This window comes from Planosporangium thailandense, from assembly GCF_011947195.1.
Classification (GTDB): domain Bacteria; phylum Actinomycetota; class Actinomycetes; order Mycobacteriales; family Micromonosporaceae; genus Planosporangium; species Planosporangium thailandense.
The window spans coordinates 1-18,030 of record NZ_JAATVY010000016.1; the positions used below are offsets into that span (position 1 = coordinate 1).

General features: G+C 71.9%; 18 protein-coding genes. 12 read left to right on the forward strand and 6 right to left on the reverse strand.

What is annotated here, in order from left to right; genetic code table 11:
* The 4 genes from HC031_RS20460 to HC031_RS20475 form a co-directional block, all read left to right on the forward strand.
* A partial coding sequence (locus tag HC031_RS20460) for a condensation domain-containing protein (RefSeq protein WP_240942745.1) occupies positions 1 to 1,897 on the forward strand: 1,897 nt, incomplete at its 5' end.
* Positions 1,894 to 3,126: an MFS transporter gene (locus HC031_RS20465; protein ID WP_167926988.1), complete on the forward strand. Its 1,233-nt coding sequence runs from the start codon at positions 1,894 to 1,896 to the stop codon at positions 3,124 to 3,126. The genes HC031_RS20460 and HC031_RS20465, both read left to right, overlap by 4 nt.
* Before the next feature lie 40 nt (positions 3,127 to 3,166).
* Entirely contained in the window at positions 3,167 to 3,373 is a 207-nt protein-coding gene (locus HC031_RS20470; protein ID WP_167926989.1) for an MbtH family NRPS accessory protein, read from the forward strand.
* A gap of 76 nt (positions 3,374 to 3,449) precedes the next feature.
* Complete coding sequence (locus tag HC031_RS20475) at positions 3,450 to 4,253, forward strand: thioesterase II family protein (RefSeq protein WP_240942746.1); 804 nt, start codon at positions 3,450 to 3,452, stop codon at positions 4,251 to 4,253.
* Positions 4,254 to 4,313: 60 nt separating this feature from the next.
* Here HC031_RS20475 and HC031_RS20480 read toward each other — a convergent pair whose 3' ends face one another.
* The 4 genes from HC031_RS20480 to HC031_RS20495 all read right to left on the reverse strand — a co-directional run bounded on the left by HC031_RS20480 (position 4,314) and on the right by HC031_RS20495 (position 8,259).
* Positions 4,314 to 4,973 (reverse strand): DivIVA domain-containing protein, encoded by a 660-nt coding sequence (locus tag HC031_RS20480; protein WP_167926990.1) that lies wholly within the window; start codon positions 4,971 to 4,973, stop codon positions 4,314 to 4,316.
* Entirely contained in the window at positions 4,970 to 6,139 is a 1,170-nt protein-coding gene (locus HC031_RS20485) for a globin domain-containing protein (protein WP_167926991.1), read from the reverse strand. The genes HC031_RS20480 and HC031_RS20485 overlap by 4 nt, the downstream gene beginning before the upstream one ends.
* On the reverse strand, positions 6,139 to 6,525 hold the full coding sequence (locus tag HC031_RS20490; RefSeq protein WP_167926992.1) for a group I truncated hemoglobin: 387 nt from the start codon (positions 6,523 to 6,525) through the stop codon (positions 6,139 to 6,141). Before HC031_RS20490 ends, HC031_RS20485 begins: the two co-directional genes overlap by 1 nt.
* Positions 6,526 to 7,041: 516 nt before the next feature.
* Positions 7,042 to 8,259, reverse strand: coding sequence for an ROK family protein (locus HC031_RS20495; RefSeq protein WP_167926993.1), 1,218 nt, complete (start codon positions 8,257 to 8,259; stop codon positions 7,042 to 7,044).
* A 375-nt stretch (positions 8,260 to 8,634) separates the two neighbouring features.
* On the opposite strand from HC031_RS20495, the gene HC031_RS20500 reads away from it, so the two are divergent.
* A complete protein-coding gene (locus tag HC031_RS20500; protein ID WP_167926994.1) occupies positions 8,635 to 10,140 on the forward strand; it encodes a M1 family aminopeptidase in 1,506 nt (501 codons plus the stop codon).
* Between the two features lie 60 nt (positions 10,141 to 10,200).
* On the opposite strand, the gene HC031_RS20505 is transcribed toward HC031_RS20500, so the two are convergent.
* Positions 10,201 to 10,890, reverse strand: coding sequence for a CAP domain-containing protein (locus tag HC031_RS20505; RefSeq protein WP_167927119.1), 690 nt, complete (start codon positions 10,888 to 10,890; stop codon positions 10,201 to 10,203).
* A gap of 412 nt (positions 10,891 to 11,302) precedes the next feature.
* The gene (locus tag HC031_RS20510) at positions 11,303 to 11,836 is read right to left on the reverse strand and encodes a hypothetical protein (RefSeq protein WP_167926995.1); all 534 of its coding nucleotides are present in this window, start codon (positions 11,834 to 11,836) and stop codon (positions 11,303 to 11,305) included.
* Positions 11,837 to 12,070: 234 nt separating this feature from the next.
* On the opposite strand from HC031_RS20510, the gene HC031_RS20515 reads away from it, so the two are divergent.
* The 7 genes from HC031_RS20515 to HC031_RS20545 all read left to right on the forward strand — a co-directional run bounded on the left by HC031_RS20515 (position 12,071) and on the right by HC031_RS20545 (position 18,029).
* Positions 12,071 to 12,637: a sigma-70 family RNA polymerase sigma factor gene (locus HC031_RS20515; protein WP_167926996.1), complete on the forward strand. Its 567-nt coding sequence runs from the start codon at positions 12,071 to 12,073 to the stop codon at positions 12,635 to 12,637.
* On the forward strand, positions 12,634 to 13,332 hold the full coding sequence (locus tag HC031_RS20520; RefSeq protein WP_167926997.1) for a zf-HC2 domain-containing protein: 699 nt from the start codon (positions 12,634 to 12,636) through the stop codon (positions 13,330 to 13,332). The genes HC031_RS20515 and HC031_RS20520 overlap by 4 nt, the downstream gene beginning before the upstream one ends.
* 182 nt (positions 13,333 to 13,514) lie before the next feature.
* The gene (locus HC031_RS20525) at positions 13,515 to 14,462 is read left to right on the forward strand and encodes a DUF4142 domain-containing protein (protein WP_167926998.1); all 948 of its coding nucleotides are present in this window, start codon (positions 13,515 to 13,517) and stop codon (positions 14,460 to 14,462) included.
* Positions 14,463 to 14,498: 36 nt separating this feature from the next.
* Positions 14,499 to 15,422 (forward strand): ferredoxin, encoded by a 924-nt coding sequence (locus HC031_RS34455; RefSeq protein WP_167926999.1) that lies wholly within the window; start codon positions 14,499 to 14,501, stop codon positions 15,420 to 15,422.
* A gap of 24 nt (positions 15,423 to 15,446) precedes the next feature.
* Positions 15,447 to 16,721, forward strand: coding sequence for an NAD(P)/FAD-dependent oxidoreductase (locus HC031_RS20535; protein WP_277349751.1), 1,275 nt, complete (start codon positions 15,447 to 15,449; stop codon positions 16,719 to 16,721).
* Between the two features lie 134 nt (positions 16,722 to 16,855).
* The gene (locus tag HC031_RS20540; protein WP_167927001.1) at positions 16,856 to 17,218 is read left to right on the forward strand and encodes an STAS domain-containing protein; all 363 of its coding nucleotides are present in this window, start codon (positions 16,856 to 16,858) and stop codon (positions 17,216 to 17,218) included.
* A 55-nt stretch (positions 17,219 to 17,273) separates the two neighbouring features.
* Positions 17,274 to 18,029, forward strand: a complete 756-nt coding sequence (locus tag HC031_RS20545; protein WP_167927002.1) for a phosphotransferase — start codon at positions 17,274 to 17,276, stop codon at positions 18,027 to 18,029.
* Position 18,030 lies beyond the last annotated feature (1 nt).

The following is an 18,030-nucleotide window of genomic DNA, read 5'->3' on the forward strand; positions in this document are numbered from 1 at the left end:
GGGTTTCCGGATCGAGTTGGGGGAGATCGAGGCGGCGCTGCGCAGCCATCCCGGTATCGCGGAGGCGATCGTGGTGGCGTGTGCCGACGATGCCGGCCGCAAGCGTCTGGTCGGGTATGTGGTGCCGGCCGGTGGCGAGGCGCCGGAGACGGCGGCGCTGCGGGCGTTGCTGGGTGGGTTGTTGCCGGATTACATGGTGCCGTCGGCGTTCGTGACCCTCGAGGCGCTGCCGCTCAACGCCAACGGCAAGGTCGACCGGCGGGCGTTGCCCGCCCCGGACTTCGCCGCCGCGGCCGGCGATGGCTACGTCGAGCCGCGCACCGAGACCGAGCGGGTCCTCGCCGGCATCTGGGCCGACGTGCTCGGGGTGCAGCGGGTCGGCGTCGAGGACAACTTCTTCGAACTCGGCGCGGACTCCATCCTGACCATCCAGGTCGTGGCGCGGGCCCGGCAGGCCGGGCTGAACCTGGCGGCCAAGGACCTGTTCCTGCACCAGACAGTCGCGGCGCTCGCGCCGAACGTCTCGGCGGCCGACGACGGGGCCGGCGCGGAGGAGCCCGTCGTCGGCCCGGTGCCGCTCACCCCGATTCAGCACTGGTTCTTCCGGACCCATCCGGCCAACCCGCACCACTTCAACCAGTCCACCCTGGTCGAGCTCGTCGAGGAGGTGGACCGCGACCTGCTCGGGCGTGCGCTCGAGGCGCTGCTGACCCACCACGACGCGCTCCGGCTGCGCTACGAGCGCATGGACGGGCAGTGGCGGCAGTACAACGGCCCGGTCGAGCCGGTGGAGGTGCTCCAGCGGTACGACCTGTCGACGACGGATCCCGACGCGCAGCAGTGGGCGATGGAGCAGACGGCCGACGAGGTCCATGCGAGCCTCCACCTCGAGCGCGGCCCCCTTTTCAGAGCGGTGCTGTTCGAGCGCGGGGCAGGACGATCACCCGTCCTGCTGCTGGTCGCGCACCACCTGGTCGTCGACGGCGTCTCCTGGCGGATCCTGCTCGACGACCTCGGCGTGGCCTACCAGCAGGCGGCCCAGGGCAAGGACATCAACCTCGGCCCGAAGTCGACGTCGTTCAGGGAGTGGTCACAGCGCCTGGGCGAGTACGTGGCCGCCGGTCACCTCGACGCGGAGGTGGACTACTGGGCCGGCGCGGTGGACGCGCCCCCGCTCCCGGCGACACCGCCCGGGGCCGAACCGGACGCCGACGCAGAGCCGGTGCCGGTGGCGCTGAGCGCCGACGACACCGAGGTGCTGCTGCGGGGTGCGCCCTCCGCGTACCGCACACGGATCAACGACGTGCTGCTCGCGGCTCTCGCGTGGGCGCTGGCGCGCTGGACGGGGCACAGCCGGGTCACCGTTGACCTGGAGGGCCATGGCCGCGAGGAGATCCTCGACGGGGTGGACCTGTCGCGTACGGTGGGGTGGTTCACCACGATCTTCCCGGTCGCCCTCGACGTGGCGGCCGCCGACGAGCCCGACTGGCGCGCCCTGGTCAAGTCCGTACGACGACAGTTGCGTGCCATCCCCGGCAACGGGTTCGGCTTCAGCGCGCTCCGCTACCTCGGCCCCCCGTCGGTGTGCGACCGGCTCTCCGCCGGGGCCGGCGGCCCGCAGATCGTGTTCAACTATCTGGGCCAGTGGGACGCCCGGTCCCAGGAGGACGCCGACGGGCTCTACCGTGCCGTGCACGGCTCGCTGGGACAGGACCACGACCCCGCCGACGTCGGCTCCCATCTGCTGGACATCGCGGGTGAGGTCCAGTCGGGCCGGTTGGAGTTCTCGTGGTCCTACCGCCCGGACGTGCTCACCCGATCTACTGTGGCGGACGTCGCCGCCGACTTCGCCGAGGCGCTGCGGCGCATCGCCGACGACTGCCGGAGGGCGCGGTGACGACGTCGCTGGCGCGAAACCGCAACTACCAGCTGTTGTGGGGCAGCCAGGCGCTCGCCGAGTTCGGCTTCAACGCGACGGCGATCGCCTTCCCGCTGCTCGTGCTCTCGGTCACCGGTTCGCCCGCGGCCTCCGGCCTGGTGCTGGGTGCGATCGCCGTCGCGCAGCTCGCGGCCGGGCTGCCGGCGGGCGCGCTCGTGGACCGCTGGAACCGCAAGAAGATCATGCTGGCGTGTGAGGCGACGCAGGCGGTCGCCGCCGCGAGCCTCGTCGCAGCCGTGGTGTCGGGCCGGGTGAGCGTGGCGCACATGCTGGTGGTCGCCGCCGTGATCGGGCTGTGCGCCGCGCTGTTCGAACCCGCCGAGGAGGCCACGCTGCCCGGCATCGTCCCCGTCGAGCAGGTCGCGTCGGCCGTGGCCATGAACTCGGCACGGGCGTCGCTCGGGCACCTGTCGGGCACCGCCGTGGGCGGGTTCCTGTTCGCCGTGGGCCGGGCGGTCCCGTTCGTGGTCGACGCGGTCACGCACAGCGTGGCGTTCTGCGCCCTGGCGTTCCTACGCCTGCCGCCGCGCGAACCGCGTACCCGACCCGCCGGCCACCTGGGCCGCGAGGTGGCCGAGGGGCTGCGCTGGGTGTGGCGGCACCGGCACATCCGGGTCACGTCGCTGTGCGCGGTCGCGCTCAACCTGTTCTTCAGCGCCTTCTACATCGTCGTGATCGTGCTGGCCCGCGCCCGCGGCGTGCACGCCGGCGAGATCGGCGTCATGGCGGCGATGCTGGGCCTCGGCGGGGTGGTCGGCGCCCTCGCCGCGCCGTACCTGCACCGCCTGCTCACCCCGTACGCGTCGATCGTCGCGGTGTTCTGGGTGCTGGCGGCGCTCACCCCGCTCGCCGTCTTCGCCCGCAGCGGGTACGTCATGGGCGCGCTGTTCCTCGCCATGGCGCTGCTGCCACCCACCGCCAACACCACCATCACCACCCAGCAGCTGCTGCTCACCCCGGATGAGCTGCGCGGCCGGCTGAGCAGCGTGCTCGGCCTGATCGTCGGCGTCTCGTCCGCGGTGGGCCCGGCCCTGGGCGGTGTGCTCGTACAGGCGCTGACCCCGACCGTCGCGGTGATGATCTGCGCCGGCGGCATCCTGACCGTGACGGTCGTGGTCACGTTCAGCGCGACGCTGCGGACTTTTCCCCGCCACGCGACCGCGGACGAGCCCGCGGTCAGCGTGTGAGTTCCCCATAACAGTTCACCCCACGGAAGGAGACAGCAAGGTGGACGACAACGCCAGGTACCAGGTGCTACGCAACGACGAGGACCAGTACTCGCTCTGGCTGGCCGACGCCGAGGTGCCCGCGGGCTGGCACCCGGTGGGCAAGGAGGGCACCAAGGAGGAGTGCTCGGCCTACGTAGACGAGGTGTGGACCGACATGCGGCCGCGGTCGCTGCGCGAACGGATGGACAGCGCGACGCAGTCCTGACCACGACGGGTGCCTCGCCGCCGGCACGCCGGTGGCGAGGCACCCGTCGTGAACACACGACCTGGAGGGAGGAGACATGGTGATGCGCAACGGCGTCGACGTCCGCGCCGGGCACCCCGCCGAGGCGACGCGCTGGATCGTCGGCGACGGGCCGCAGGCGGCCGGTGGCGCGCTCGTCCGGCTGTTCTGCTTCGCGCACGCCGGCGGCGGCGCGGCGTTCTTCCGCCCCTGGCGGACCGCGCTCGCACCGACCGTGGACGTGCGCCCGGTGCTGCTGCCCGGACGGGAGGCGCGGCTGGACGAACCCCCGTACCGGCGGATCGAGCAGCTGGTGGACCCGCTCTGCGCGGCGCTCTCGCCGCAGCTGGACGCACCGTACGCGCTGTTCGGCCACAGCATGGGCGCGGCGGTCGCGTTCGAGGTGGCCCGCCGGCTGACCGACGCCGGCCGGCCCGGCCCGATCTGCCTGCTCGTCTCCGGGCGGCAGGCGCCGCGGGCGGTATCCGCGCGCCGGACACTGTGGACGTTGCCGGACGACGACTTCGTGGCGGCGGTCGGGCGCATGGGCGGCACCCCGCCGGAGGTCCTCGGCGAGCCCGACCTGCTGCAGATGTTCCTGCCGGCGCTGCGGGCGGACTTCGAGCTCAGCGAAACGTACCGGCCGCTTCCCGGCGGGCGCCTGCGCTGTCCCGTCGTCGCGTACATGGGGGTCGACGACCCGGAGGTCGACCGGAACGGGCTGCTGCGGTGGCATGAGGAGACGAGCGGGGCGTTCACGCTGCGGCTCTTCGCCGGTGACCACTTCTATCTCAAGGGCGGCCGTGCCGACGTGCTGAGCGCGGTGCGCCACGACCTGCAGCGGGCCGCCGAGCTGCGCTGAGGCGGGTGCCGCCGGCTGACGGCCGGCGGCACCCGCCCCTGGTACTCCCCGGTGGTCGCGCTACCCGTGTCGGGCGGCGTGACCGGCGTGGGCGAACGGCACCGTCAGCTTCTCCAGTTCGGCGGCGAACGCCTCGCCGATGGCGCGCATCTGGGTGGTGGCGCCGTCCATCTGGGTGGTGGCGCCGGACACGGCCGACAGGATGCTCCGGCCGAGCGCGGCCAACCGCTCCGCCTGCTCCCGGTCGGCGTTGTACTCCACCCCGGCGACCGCGCGATAGGTGTGCGCGGCGCGGTCGACCTCCTGCCGCGCCCGCGCCACGATCGCCTCCGCCTGGGTGCGGGCGTCGTGCTGCATGGCGCTGGCATGGGCCTGGGCGTCGGCGATCAGACGGTCGGCGTGGGCTTGAGCGCGTACCAGCACGGTGACGGCCTCGTTCGACAGCTCCTGGGCGCGCCCGGCCTCGGGGTCGACCCCCTGGTTGCGGAAGTAGTTGCGCAGCCGGTGGACCTCGTTCTGCGCCTCGGCGTAGGCGGCGGTCCACCGGTCCACCTCACTGGCCACCCGGTTGAGGAACAGGTGGACCTCCTCCGGGCGGTAACCGCGGCGCCCCAGCGGGGTCTCCCGGAAGGTCTGGTGGCGGATCCGTTCCGCCGACAGGGGCACCCATTCATGCGCATTGGTGTGTTGGTGGTTTCCGTTGACGGTGGACCCGGTCATCGGGTCGGCACCTCCTCAAGTTCGGTGACCGCGTCGCCGGCCATCGGCCGGTACGGGTCGTTGTTGTAGTCCTCGCACCGGATCTGCTCGGCCGGAACCCCGCCGGCCAGCAGCGCTTCCCGGGTCGCCGTCGTCATCTCCGCCGAGCCGCACACGTACACGTCGTGGTCGTGCCATCGGCCCAGCCGCTGGGCCACCTCGCCGACGGTGCCCCGTTCGCCCGGATACCAGGGGTCGTGTGACAGCGCCGGCACCACCGTCAGCCAGCCCGCCTGCCTGGCGAGGGCCTCGAACGCCGGCAGGTCGTAGAGGTCGGGCTGGGTACGGGCCCCGACGATCAGGGTGACCCGGCGCCGGCCGCCCTCGGCGGCGACCTGCTCCACGAGCGCCTTCAACGGGGCCAGCCCGGTGCCGCCGGCGAGCAGCAGCAGGTCGCGGGTCGCACCGGGCGCCAGGGTCAGCTGCTGACCCACGGGTGCCGAGAGCTTCACCACATCGCCGGGCTGCAGGCCGTGCACGATCGCCGTGGAGATCTGCCCACCCGGCACGGCCTTCACATGCAGGTCGATGCGGCCGTCCGGACGGGGGAGGTTGGCGGGGGAGTAGTAGCGCCACAGCCTCGGGCGATCGGGGATCTCCATCGCGCAGGACTGCCCCGCGACGTACGGGTACGGCTGCTTGGGGTGTAGCTGCACCACCGCGATGTCCAGCCCCCGCCGCTCGTGGCCCACGACGGTGGCGGTCCAGTACGCCGGGGTCGAGGCGGCCGAACGTTCGGCCGCCTCGCTCATCACCTGGGCGACGAGCTGGTAGGCGGCGCCCCAGTCCTCGGCCAGCTGCGGTGTCCACGCCTCGCCGAGGAAGTGCGCGAGCGTGCGCAGCAGCGCGTCGCCGACCATCGGGTAGTGCTCGGCCCGTACGTCGAACCGCCGGTGGTCGCGTCCCAGCCCTTGCACGAACGGCACCGCGGCGTCGATCTGGTCCACGTTGGACACGATTCGGCCCAGCGCGGACACGAGGCGGTCGCGCTGGGCCGCCATCGACATCGGGAACATCGATCTGAGCTGCGGGTGCGCCATGAAAAGGATGGCGTAGAAGAAGCTGGGCACGGCGTCGCCGTGGCGGACGACCGCCGCCCAGCTTCGTTTGAGCGCGGCCGGATCCATTACCCGACCTGACCGGCCAGCCCGCCCGCGCCGACCATGGATTCGGCGACGATCTGGCTGCGGGAGGCGGTGAGGACGTCGCCGACGGCGTCGATGATGTCACGTGGGGCGTGCGCGACGAGCAGCGCCGCGGTCAGGTAGTCGCCGACGCGCGCGTAGTGCTCCGCGGTGATGCCCAGCGGGGCGTGGGCCACGGCGAGGGCGCGGCCGTCGTACTCCTTCGGGCCGCCGAGCACCTGCGACAACAGCGCGGCCATGTGCCGCTTCTGACTGGCCAGGTCAACGTTGTCGAAGTAGCTGTGCAGCTGCTCGTCCTCGATGATCAGGACATAGAGCCGCTCAACGACGGACCGCACCACCTCGCCACCACCGAGTCGGTCGTACATCGACCTGGTAGCGGGTGATACGTCCATAGCCGTGTCCATTCGTCTCCCGTTCCTTCCCTCTGGTGCCCGGGTCTGACTCGTGTCGCACCTGTTCGGGCAGCCACCGGCCGGTGGCTGCCGTCAGTTGCCGTACCTGGAACTGGCCGCGCGGGACCGTCGCGATCAGGTAGATCGTGGCCTCGTCCGCCGGGTTTGTGAGCTGCTCACCGGCGCCTCCGATCGAACCCCATCGCACGGTAGTCGTCCGGTGACGGTTCAGGGACCCCTCAGCGCCCAGTTTTCGTGAATGTTCATCAGCGCCGATGCGCACATCACGCAAAAGTTCGAAGGTTTCGCCCCGCGCCCGGGCGGTTCCCGCCAATCGCGCTGAATTCGCAGGTCGCGCGGGTTCGCCCGGGGTTGGCCGCGTTGGCGAACCGGACGGCGCCGCTGCCTGAGTGCGGCCCCGGTCATGCTCGTGGCATGAACCCGGGGCCGCGGGTGAGCGGAGGTGACCGTACGGCGGGTGCCGGTGCCCTACCCGTTCACCGGCACCGCGCCGCGTTCGTAGAAGATCCGGTCGAGGGCGACCGTGGCCGCGCCGAGGACGCCGACGTGCTGGCCCAGGGTCGACGGCTCGACGGCGACCTGACCGCGCAGCACAGAACAGATCTTGGGGCTCGTGGCCGACAGGATCCGCTGCAGCACTTCCTTGGGGGCGGTGGCGAGGATGCCGCCGAGCGCCACCCGGGTGGGGCTGAAGACGTTGACGTTGAGCGCGATCGCCGTGCTCAGGTGTTCGATGAACTCCTCGAGCAGGTCGCGCGCGAGGCCGTCATCGGCGCGCGCCGCCGCGTCGAGGGCGTCGAGCAGGCCACGGTACTGGCGCTGGGCCCGCGCAAGGGTCGGGCTGCGCTGCGCCGCCTGCTCGACCCGCCCCCGCAGGTTCGGCTCGCTCAGCACCGCTTCCAGGCAGCCCACCGACCCGCACCGGCAGCGGGGGCCGTCGCCGGCGACCTGGTGATGTCCGAGCTCGGACACCCCGTGCGCGCCCTGCCGGAACGGCTGGCCGTCGACGATGAAACCGAAGCCGACACCTTCGCCGACGTGGACGTACAGCAGGTTCTCGGCCAGCTGCCCGACACCGTACCGGGCCTCGGCCACGGCCATCGCCCGGACGTTGTAGTCCACCACGGTGGGCCGGCTGAACTCCTGCTCGAAGCGGTCGGCGATGTCCACCTCGCGCCAGCCCAGCGCGAGCGACAGTGCGCACCGGCGCCGGTCGGGGTCGACCGGACCCGGCACGCCCACGCCGATGGCGATCAAGGTACGCCCCGCCGACTCGATGAGCGGCGCCGCGGTGGTGGTCGCCAGCTCCAGTACCCGTCCGGGCGACGCGCCGCGCTCGAACGGCGCCCGGGTCGTCTGGGTCACCAGTCCGGACAGGTCGATCAGGCCCAGCCGCACCTCCTCGGGTCCGATGTCGACACCGAGGAACGTGTACCCGTGGCGCGACAGCGTCACGACCGAGGCGCGTGGACCGCGGCGTACGGGCCGGTGCACGCGCGGGATCGACTCGGTCAGGTACCCCTCGCTGGCGAGGTCGGTGACGATGGACGACACCGTCGGGATGCTCAGGCCGGTGCGGCCGGCGAGTTCCCGACGCGACAGGGGCCCCTGCTCGGTGAGCAGTCTTAACAGCAGGCCCCGGTTGTGCGCGCGTACGTCTTCCGGTAACCAGGAGCGTCGATCCACCCGGTGCCTCCCCAACGGCCGGAGTGTTCCAATCCGCGAGCACTGTAGCGGCAGCGACACGAAGCGTGGAACAAGAAGACCACGTGACGATTTACACGATCATCGATTCGATGACCGTAAGTACGTTGCCGCTCGGCCGCTCGGCCAGCGGTAATTTCCGGTCCGCCGGCGGGTCGGAAAGCACCACCGTACGATGCGTCACCCGTTGCCTGTCTGCGCAGAAATGCCCTTGATGGGACCCGACAGCGGCAGGCGCGGGGTTACGCGGTCTTCAATGCGTCCATACGGTTGCGCCGACCACACACCTGGGGCGTCGGTTCGCGACGGCGTACCGGCCGGGCGGGTCGCGCCCCGCAACCGGAGGGAGCCCACACAGTGCGACAAGCGCTCGCGGCAGTCGTCACCGCTCTCGCGGTCGTCCTGGCCGGAACACCGGCCAACGCCGCCGTACACAGCGCGGCCGGCCCGGCGCCGGGCAGCGCCGGCCTGGGCGACAGCTACTTCCCCGACTACGGCAACGGCGGGTACGACGTGTCGCACTACGACGTGCGGCTGCGCTACTGGCCCGACACCGACCGGCTGGCCGGCACCACGACCATCCTCGCCCGGGCCACGCAGGACCTGTCCCGGTTCGAGTTCGACTTCGCGCTGTCGGTCACGTCGGTGCGGGTCAACGGAGCGCCGGCCTCCTACGCCCGGGAGGGGGCCCACAAGCTCGTGGTCACCCCGGCCCGCCCGGTCACCGACGGGCAGCCGCTCACCGTGGTGGTCCAGTACGCCGACACGCCCTCGGCGGTGAAGGTGAACGGCGCCACGGCGTGGGCGCGTGCGGCCGACGGCGCGGTCGCCGTCGGGGAGCCGGAGATCGCCTGGTGGTGGTTTCCGAGCAACGACCACCCGCGCGACAAGGCGACCTTCGACGTGTCGGTGCTGGTACCCGACGGCACGCAGGTCGTCAGCAACGGTGTGATGCCCGCGCCGGCACATCGGGAACTGCCCGGCTGGAGCCGCTGGAACTGGCGTTCCGTCAAGCCGATGGCCACCTACCTGGCGTTCCTCGCCATCGGCCATTACGAGATCCGCACCGATGTGTCGGTTTCCGGCCAGCCGGTCGTCACCGCGTATTCACAGAACCTCGGTGAGTACGCCGACGCGGCGCACGCCGCGGTCGAGCGCACCTCCGAGGTGGTCGACTGGGAGAGTGGGCTGTTCGGCCCGTACCCGTTCGAGGCGCGAGGCGGCGTCGTCGCTCCACCTGGTACCATCGGGTTCGCGCTGGAGGACCAGACCAGGCCGGTGTACAGCAGCAAGTTCTGGCAGGGCGGCGCCAACGTGTACGTGGTGGTGCACGAGAACGCCCACCAGTGGTTCGGCGACTCGGTGTCGGTGGCGGACTGGCGCAACATCTGGCTCAACGAAGGCTTCGCCAGTTACGCCGAGTGGCTGTGGTCGGAGGCTCAGGGTGAGGGCACGGCCCAGGAACTGTTCGACTACAGCTACGCCGCACACCCGGCCGACGACCCGTTCTGGCAGGTGAAGCCGGGCGACCCCGGCGCGCGGGACCCGTTCGACCGGGCGGTGTACACGCGCGGCGCTATGGCGCTCCACCAACTGCGCCTGGCGGTCGGAGACGAGGTGTTCCTTCGCATCCTGCGCGGCTGGACCGAAAACCACCGGTACGGCAACGCCACGATCGAGCAGTTCGAGGAGTTCGCCCAGGGGGTGTCCGGCAAGAACCTCGGCGCCCTCTTCGCGACCTGGCTGTTCACGCCCGGCCGGCCAACGCTCGGCGCTACGGTGACGCGCGCCCCACGGGTGCTACCGGCCGCGCCCCGGTCATGGAAGGCGATCGAGCAGGCGCACGAGGCTCTGCGCCGCTGATCCCGGCCCGCCGCCCGGGCGGACCCGCTTCGCGCCGGTCCGCCCGGGCGGCGTCCCGCGTCAGCCCAGCGGGGCGCCGAAGTCCTGTGTCCACACTGGAGTGGAACCCTGGCGGGTCAGCCCGATCCCGAGATGACGGAAACGACAGTTGAGGATGTTGGCGCGGTGCCCGGGGCTGTTCATCCACGCCCGCATCACCGCGGAAGCGCTCTGCTGCCCCTTGGCGATGTTCTCGCCGGCCGCTGAGAAGCGGTACCCGGCGGCGGTGATGCGGGCGCCGACGGTGACGCCGTCCGGCGTGTCGTGCGCGAAGTAGCCGCGCCGGGCCATGTCGGCGGAGTGCGCGCGGGCGGCGGCGGTCAGCCTCGGGTCCGCGGTGAGCGCCGCGCAACCGGCCGTTGCCCGTGCCTGGTTGACCAGGGTGAGCACCGCCGTTTCGGTGCCGGCGTCGCCGGATGGCGGCGTCGGCGGTGCGGGTCCGGGCGTCACCGACCCGCCGACGGCCCCCGTGTCCGTCGGTGGGCTTGTCCGCGCGGGCTCGCCGGCCGTCGTTTCGTCGGCGGCCGAGACGCCGACCCGCGCGCCTCGCGACGATGTCGCGTCGGCCGGCGCACCCGCGTCGACGACCGGCGCTGCCGTGTCGGGGCCGGTGGCGTGGCGGCCTGCGACGTGGCCGGAGGCGACCGCGCCGACCGCGGACGAGACCGCGACGGCGACTACCGTGGCCGCCGCGACGACCACTGGCCGCATCGCCCGCCGCCGCCGGCGGGGCGGGCGCCGCGTGGGCGCGGTGGCCACCTGCGGCGGCGGATCGGGTACCGATGCGGGCCCGCGGGCCGGTTGGTGCGACACACAACCTCCGGTGAACGCCGATCAAGGACCCGCAGAGCGTAGACCTGGATCGTTGTGGTGCGGTCGAATGCTCAGGCCAACTTCACCGCAAATTAACGTCGATCTATATCCTGCCCTGTCCCGTCGGTCGGGGTGGGCAAGGATGGCTCCGTCGCGGCCGTCGCACGGGCGGGGGAAGGCGACGGCCGCGACGGAGCCTGCGGTCCGGCATCGCCGCGCGCGTCGGCAGGTGCGAGCGCGGGCCGGACGACTCGGATGGTCGGCCGGCCCGCGCCCATGGGCGTCGCGGTGAGCCGGCTCGCCGTCACGGTCAGTTGCCAGGGTTGTTCGCAGCCGCCCCATTCGCCGGCGGCGCGGCGGCCTTCTTGCCCTGCGGTGTGACCGCGTACCACACGTTGCCCACGCCCTGCCCCATCGCCTGACCCGGTGCGGCATCCCCGGCGTACCGGTAGACGGGCCAACCGCCGATCGTCACCTGCCTGGTCTTGGTGGGGTCCTGGCGGATGAAGCTGCCGACCTGGGCCTGGTCGATGCCCTCGATGCGGACGTCACCGGTGTCGATCACCGGTGGCCACTTCATCCAGCAGTCGTCCATGCAGTTGCTCGTCGGTGGCTTGGCGCTGTCCTTGTCGTACCGGTACAGCGGGTAGCCGTTCCCGTCCACCACCACGGTGCCCACCTGCGGCAGGTTCTGGACGCGCAGCACCAGCACGCCCTGCACGTTGGCGGCCGGCTGGGGGCTCGCCGGGGCGGCGGTGGCGACCGGGTCGTGGCTCGGGGACGTGCACGCCGCAGTGGACAGGGCCGTGGCCAGCGCCACGGCCGCCAAGGTCGCTCGGCGCACCTCGGGTACTCCTTCGTCGAAGTCGGTGTATCGATCCAAGGTACGCATGAACCCGCCCACCGGTTCACCCCGTGGGCGGCGGACGCCGGGGGAAAGTTACGCGGATGTGATTGAGCCGGCCGCGCCGTCCGTGCGTACGTAGGGGCGACAGCCACGCAAGGCTACGGAGGTGGTGGCGGTGGTCGGAGTGACCCCTACGCTGGCAGTGCGCCGATACAGCCCGCACCGGCACTGATGGGCCAACGCGCGACGCACGGCAGGCGTGGGCAGGACCAGGATTGCGACGCGGCCGCACGCGAGGAGGAACTGGTCCGGTCGCTGTACTCCGAGCACGCCGAGGGCCTGCTCCTGTTCGTGCTGCGGCTCACCGGCGGTGACCGTCAGCGCGCGGAGGACGTGGTCCAGGAGACGCTGCTACGGGCCTGGCGCCACGCGCACGAGCTCGCCGACGGCGGCCGGGCCTCGTTGCGGCCCTGGCTGGTCGCGGTCGCCCGCCGCATCGTCATCGACGGCTACCGCAGCCGGAAGGCGCGGCCGCCGGAGACCGACGACGCCTCGCTGGCGACCGTCGCCGCCCCGGACGAGACCGACCGGGTGCTGCAACTGCTGGTGCTCAACGACGCCATGCGGGGACTGACGGCGGCCCACCGCGAAGTGGTCTTCGAGACGTACTTCCGCGGACGCACGGTGCAGGAGGCCGCCGACGTTCTCGGCCTGCCCGTCGGCACGGTCAAGTCACGGGTCTACTACGCCCTCCGGGCACTGCGGATAGCGCTCGAGGAGCAGGGAGTGACGGCATGATGACGCCGGAGGACATCCACCGGGATGTCGGCGCGTACGCCCTGGGCGTCCTGGGCCCGCGCGACACCGCGCGCTTCGAAGACCACCTGATGGTGTGCCGGTCGTGTCCGCGCGAGCTCGAGCAGCTGTCCACCGTGGCCTCCCTCCTGTCGTGGGTGGACGCGGAGAGCCTCGCCTTCGCCCAGCACGCCGGAAGCTCGCCGGGCGGCGCCGACGCGCTGCTGTCCGCGGTACGGTCCGACCGGCGGCGGGCCAGGTCGCGCCAGGCGCTGGCGCTGGCGGCGTCCGTCCTCTTCCTGATGGCCGGCGCCCTGGTCGCGGTGAGCCTGGGCCTCGGGCGGACCGCGCTGCCCGGCCTGCCGCCCGTGTCGCCGGCGGCGCAGAAGCTGCACGCCGTCGACGACCTCACCGGTGCGGAGGCCACGGTGCAGGTGGAGCAGAAGAAGTGGGGCTCGCAGGTGACGCTGCAGATGGCACGCGTCAAGGGGCCGGTGACGTGCCGGTTGGTGGCGGTCTCCAAGACCGGGCAGAGCAACGTGGTGATGGGTTGGAGCGTGCCGCCGGCCGGATACGGGACGGCGGCCCAACCGGACCCGCTCGTACTGCACGGCGGCACCGACCTGCAGCTCGGTGACGTGTCCCGCTTCGAGGTCCGTACCGTCAGCGGCAACCTGCTCGTGAGCGTCCCCGGCTGACCCCGGAGCTGCCGGACGAAGATCCGTAAAGCCTCGTGAAGGTGCGTCATAACTCCTCCTTAAGTGCCTGTTCCTGGTCATCCGGGCGGCCTAGCTTTTCGGTGGAACGTGATCCGCGAGCCGCGCACAGGGCCCGCGGGCGCGGCACGCGCGAGACAACGACATAAGGGAACGGAAGGGGAGTGTTCAAGCCGGTGTTCAACCGCTTCTGGGCCAGGCCCGCCCTGTTCGTGGTCACGGTGGTGACGGCGTGGACGATCGCGCCGGCCGCCACCGCGTTCGCCGCCCCCGCCGCGCCCGGCACTGACCTTCACGCGGCTGACCTTCACGCGGCTGACCTGCACGCCCCTGACCTGCCCGCCGCCGGCCGTCCCGTGGCCGCGGCACCCGACCCGTTCAACGGGGCCATTCCCGGCGACGTCAGCGATGGCAAGGGCGCGCTCCCGCCCGCCAACAACCCACCCGGCTCGGGTCAGGTCGTCACCAGCGCGATGCCCGGCGCCAACGTGACCCAGACCAGGTTCGGTGTGATCGACGATGTCGACCGCCTGTTCCTGGTGAAGGTCCGTCAGGCCGGCCTGTGGGAGCGCCCCACCTGCCTGCGCGCCCAGCAGTACGCCGCCAGCGCGCGGGTCAAGGAGATCTGCCAGGTGCTGGCCTCCGAGCATGTGCAGCTCGACGACGAGGGCCGGTTCGTCGCGCGCGAGCTCAACGTCGCCCTGCCTGACCAGCCCGCACCGGATCAGCAGTCCTGGATGCGGGAGATCTGGCAGGCGCAGGGCCACGACTTCGACGTCACCGCGGTCAAGTGGTTGCGCTTCGCACACGGCGGCGTCTTCTCCGCGATCGCTTCGGTGCGCGCCAGCACCCGCAACGAGACGGTGCGCCTGCTGGCGGAGCGCGCCAACATCATGGTCAACAGGCACATGGCGCTGTTGGAGAGCACCGGGCTGGTCCAGTTCGACAACCTGCCGCACGCGGCGATCGGGGTGCCGGCCGCGGCCCTGGCCGCGCAGACCGCCCTCGCGCCCAAGGACACCAACGTGTTCCGACTTCCGGTCGCCGCGCTCGTCGTCGTCGCCGGCCTGCTGGCGCTGGTGAGCATTCGCCGCGTCGTCCGCGGGTCCTAGAACCCGCCTGCCACGAAAGAAAGAGAGGTCTCCCGCGTGCTCGCCGACGCGCACTGCCGGGTCCTGATAGCCCCTGACTGCACCGCCCCGCAGAGTGTGCACCTGGTCGCGATGACCGCCGGATTCCTGTCGTACTTCCTGCTGTGGGTCACCGTGATCTGGGGCATGATGCTCGGCCGCGGGTGGGGAATGACCCGGTTCAAGCATTCCCAGCTGTACGCCACCCACATGACCCTCGCGCTGGTCGGCATGACCCTCGGCTGGGGGCACGCCTTCACGCAGCTGGCCAACCCGCTGCACACCGTCCATCCGATCGACGAGTTCGTGCCGTTCGTCAACGGCCGCGACCCGATCGGCATCGGCGTCGGCGTGATCTCCATCGAGATCATGACCGCGCTGCTGATCTCGATACCGCTGCAGCGACGGCTCGGCTACGCCCGCTGGCGGATGCTGCACTCCCTCGCGTACGCGTCGTTCACGCTGGTGGCCGGGCATGTCCTGCTGTCGGGCTCCGACGTCGGACCGCTGTTCGTCAGGATCCCGATCCTGCTGATGTGGCTGAGCACCGTCGTGCTGTGGCTGGGCGTGTCGAAATGGGCGCTCGCGCGCAAGCGCGCGCTCACCGACCGGGCGACCTACCGGATGCGCGGCCAGATGGCCGAGGTCGCCGTGGACACCCGCAAGTGCGTCCGGTGCGGGCTCTGCGAGCAGGAGGCGCCGACCGTATTCGAACTGCGCGCCGATGGGCGGCTGGGGTACCGGTCCACGGTGCCGTCCGAGGAGATCGAGGCCGTGTCGCGCGCCGTCAGGATGTGCCCCGCGCGGGCCATCCGGATCAACCGGGCCGGGTCCCGGGTGTACATGCCCAAGATCGAGAACGAGACCGTGGAGACGACCGGGGAACGGCCGGCGGAGCATCTCGCCGCCGTCACCGGGCTTCACCGCCGTGGAGGTAAGTGACGCATGCGTCGCGCTAGGCAATCGATGGCGTTCGGCTGGTCGGACCGGATCCTGGTGATCGGAGGTGGCCCGGCGGGCATGGCAGCTACCGAGGAACTGCGCCGTCGGGGTTTCACCGGCGACATCACGCTCCTGTGCGACGAGCCGGACGCACCGTACGACCGGCCGGCCTGCTCCAAGAGTCTCCTCACCGGGCACGCCCGCCCGCAGGACGTTCGGATGCCCATCGACGGCAGTCTCGACGTGCGCTGGATGCACGGGCGCCGCGCCGTCGAGGTCGACATGCGCCGGCGTACGGTGCTCACCCAGACCGACGAGGAGTTCCCCTTCGACGGCCTGGTGATCGCCAGTGGCAGCTACGCCGCGCTGCCCAAGGGCTGGCCCGACGGCCCCGGCATGCACGTGCTCCACACCGTGGACGAGGCCTGGCAGCTGCGCCAGGACCTGCGCCATGCCGAACGCGTCGCCATCATCGGCGGCGGGATCACCGGCTGCGAGACCGCCTGCGCGGTGCGTGAGCTCGCCCGGGAGGCCGTGCTCATCGATCCGAAGCCGTACGTGATGGGCCGCGCCGTCGGCGAGCCGATCGGCTACATGATCGCCGAGGAGCACCGGCGCTTCGGCGTCGAGATGCGGCTGGGCCGGCGGGTCAAGGAGGTCGAGCGCCGCCGCGGGCGCTGGCGGGTGTCCCTCGACGACGGCTCGTACGTGCACGCCGACGTCGTGGTCGCCTCGCTGGGGGAGAAGCCCGACACCGCCTTCCTCGAGGGCACCGGCATCGACATCTCCCGGGGCATCCTCTGTGACGAGAGCCTGCGGGTCGTCGGCACCGAGGGCGTGGTCGCCGCGGGCGCGGCGGTGCGCTGGCCGAACCTCCTGTACAGCAGCGAGCCGATGATGGTCGGCCAGTGGATCGCCGCCGTCGAGATGGGCCACGCCGCGGCCCGTACCCTGCTCGCCGGCGACCGCGAGGTGCCGCCGGTGGGGATCGTGCCGCGGTACTGGACGCTGCAGAACGGCCTGCGCGTCATGGTCGCCGGCGACTTCAAACCGACCGACCACATCGTCATGACCGAGATGCGTCCGGGGCGCAAGGACACCGCCCGGGCGGGGGTCATGGCCAGCTACTACCGCGACGACGAGCTCGTCGGGCTGATCGCGGTGAACGCGGCCCGCGCGTTCACCGAGGTCACCCGCGCGATGCTCATCGACACCCCGGTCCGGGTGCAGCCCGAGCCCGTCAGCCAGCCGCAGCGGACCCGTACCGGCTCGGAGCGGCGGCTCGCGGCCGTGAGCTGACCCCCGGCGCGCCGCGGACCGTCGACGGTCCGCGGCGCCCGTCGATGGGAAAGATCCGTCGGCAACCCGTCACATCGTCGGCCAGCCGGGTCCACCGGCGCACAATCAGTGCGGGTGGCAACCCTTGCAGCTTCATGGGGTGGAGGCTGGCGTTGACGTTCACGCAGCGGGTGCGCGCGGATGGGGCGGGACTGGTGGTCAGCCTGCACGGCGAGATGGACGCCGACGGGTCCGACTCGTTCGAGCGCGCGACACAACGGCTCATCGCGCAGCGGCGCCCGCGACTGCTCCACATTGACCTGGCCGACCTGCGCTTTCTCGACTCGGCCGGGGTCAGTGCGATCGTGCGGCTGTGGCGGCTCGCCCGCCGGGAGCGCTGCTCGCTGCGGGTGGTGAACCCGACCGGGGCGGTGCGCCGCGCCCTGGAGATGACCGGGGCGCTCGCGATCGTCGGAGGCGGCTCCGCGTCCGCGCCGCCGCCCGGCCCGACACTCTGACCGCAACACCGGCTGGCCGTTGCCCGCAGACCACCGGTTGGCCGACGATCGTGCTGTGTCGGGCATCGAACAGCCGCTACCGGGCAACGCGACGGCGGGCGTCGTGCGGGTCGGTGACACCGTTCGCCGTCCGGTCGGTCCGTGGACGGATACCGTCGACGCGCTCCTTGCGCACCTGTGGACGGTTGGTTTCAGCGGCGCGCCGCGTCCGCTGGGCCGCGACGACCAGGGCCGACAGGTGCTGGAGTACGTCCCGGGCGAGATCGGCCCGGAGGCGGGCACGTACCCAACGGCACAGCTGAGGCAGATCGGTGGACTGCTGGCCGACCTCCACCGCGCGGTCGCCGGCTTCGTGCCACCCGCCTCGGCGGTATGGAACGTGGTCATCGCCCCGGACGCCGAAGAGATCATCTGTCACAACGACGCCGCGCCCTGGAACCTCGTCGACTCCCCGCGTGGCTGGGTGCTGATCGACTGGGACGCCGCGGGACCCGGCTCGCGGCTGTGGGAGCTTGCCTACTCGGCGCAGAGTGTGGCGGGCCTGCGACCGGACCGCGCTCCGCGCGAGTCGGCGGTGCGGCTGCGCGCCTTCGTCGACGGGTACGGCCTGGACGGCGCGGCCCGGCCCGCGCTCGCGGCGATGCTCGGACGGCGTGCGGCGGCCATGTACGACTTCCTGCGCGCCAGCTCCCGACAACGGCGCCAGCCGTGGGCCCGGATCTGGACCGAGGACGGCGCGTACTGGCGCGCCACCGCCGCGTACCTCGACGCACACGTCGACCTGTGGACCAGCGCCCTGCTCAGCGCGTGAG